The organism is Solibacillus ferritrahens (assembly GCF_037027585.1).
Taxonomy (GTDB): Bacteria; Bacillota; Bacilli; order Bacillales_A; family Planococcaceae; genus Solibacillus; species Solibacillus ferritrahens.
In genome coordinates, this window is the sequence record NZ_JAXCLE010000049.1 from 1 (window position 1) to 1530 (window position 1530).

Genomic DNA, 1530 nt, shown 5'->3' on the forward strand with positions numbered 1-1530 from the left:
CCTTTTTCTTGACCTTTTTGATTACCTTTTTGGCGGTTTTTTTCAGTTTCTTTTTGGCGGCCTTTACTGTTTTTTTAACGGATTTTGCCGCCTTTTTCACCTTTCCTACAACCGGGATACTGCCTAATGCCTTTCCGATTGCACCAAAAAAGCCTTTTCCTTTCTTCTTCGCCACTAGACATCACCCCCGGTTAGGGGAATCATGCCTAAAACATCGAGCGCTGAATCCAGGTCTTCAAAAATGATCACAATACGGGTATCTAACCTCGCATTGTGGTCTACTCATAGGTGTCATTGTATTAGTTATTTATACAACCTTGTGTGCTGAAACTATAAATAGGGTTACAAAAACTCTTGATATATCTAATGTTAAAGTACGATATCTTGAAGACCAATTTCTACTACTTCTTCATTTTCAATACTGATACCCAATCCATGTTCTGGTTCCCAAGTACAATCACATAATATCCCTACTCTTCTAATACCATCTTCAAAATCATACCCAATTAGCAAACTTGTAGGTTTAACAAGTTTTCCTAACTCGTCTATTGATGAAATCTTTGGTGCAATTTTTTCAATTTCTTCACTATTACTTTGCATTGCACGATAATCATCACAGTTTTCTAAATAATACTCAAGAATCTTATCTTCACTTTCCTTTACTATGTTAGGCATACTTGATTTGAATTGAGAGAATGCATCCCGCTGGTTCTGAGTAATTTCTTCATTCTCTTCACCATAGATGTTCAAAAATATTTTTTGGTTTTTCCCAAACATGGTTATTTCTATTGTCCCTATCCACAAATCTTCATAAACAATTTCTCCAAACAATTCATCTTTTTTCATTTTCTGAGTATCGTCCTTTCTTATTTAACTTCACTTACACCACCAAGGTGTCCAAATTTAAAATTAACATCCCTCGGAACTAGTTGTATGGTTTTCCCATCATTAAGCTCATGCCAAGTGTATTTGTTTTGTGATCTCCACTTTGCAACTTCAGCCTTTTTCCACTGCTTCTCTGGTGTTGACCATTGTTTTGCGAGTAACTCGTCAGCTTTTGAAAAATTAGAAGGTCTCGAACTAAACATACCCGTAATCTCAAATTCCGCCTTCGAAAATGGAGAAAAATCTGGCATTGCATTCTTGTATTCTACACCTTTAACTCCTGCTTTCTCAACATATGGTTTAACTTCAGGTTTGTCTGAAATAAAAGTTGATTCACCTCTTTCACCAGTCCATTTACCATTATTCACCGGAGTCTGATTTAACCTTTCTTGATAAGTGCTTTTCAAAGGTGTTACATCATAACCTTTTGTTACTTTAGGAATATTCCCCTTACCCTGCTCCTTCGTTTTCGCAGGAATTGCAGTTGTTGCGCTTGCTTCCTTATTCGCCTGAGACGGTGCTTGCTGCTTTGTCGTATTCTTCGGTGTTGGGGACTTGGCCAGATTTACTGTTTTATTTGTTGCTTTGCTACCCGATGTAGCTCCTGAAACAGCCTTTGCTCCGAGCTTTACGCTATGCTTCACA

General features: G+C 37.5%; 2 protein-coding genes. Both read right to left on the minus strand.

The window, feature by feature from the left end; translation table 11 throughout:
• Nucleotides 1-369: 369 nt before the first annotated feature.
• The gene (locus SNE38_RS19025; RefSeq protein WP_336047169.1) at nt 370-846 is read right to left on the minus strand and encodes a DUF6985 domain-containing protein; all 477 of its coding nucleotides are present in this window, start codon (nt 844-846) and stop codon (nt 370-372) included.
• Between the two features lie 20 nt (nt 847-866).
• Nucleotides 867-1530: HNH endonuclease (locus tag SNE38_RS19030; RefSeq protein ID WP_336047170.1), on the minus strand; the 664-nt coding region annotated here is incomplete at its 5' end.

Coding starts and splice junctions, on each gene's coding strand:
- SNE38_RS19025 (WP_336047169.1), bottom strand. CDS start 846: ATGAAAAAAGATGAATTGTTTGGAGAAATTGTTTATGAAGATTTGTGG.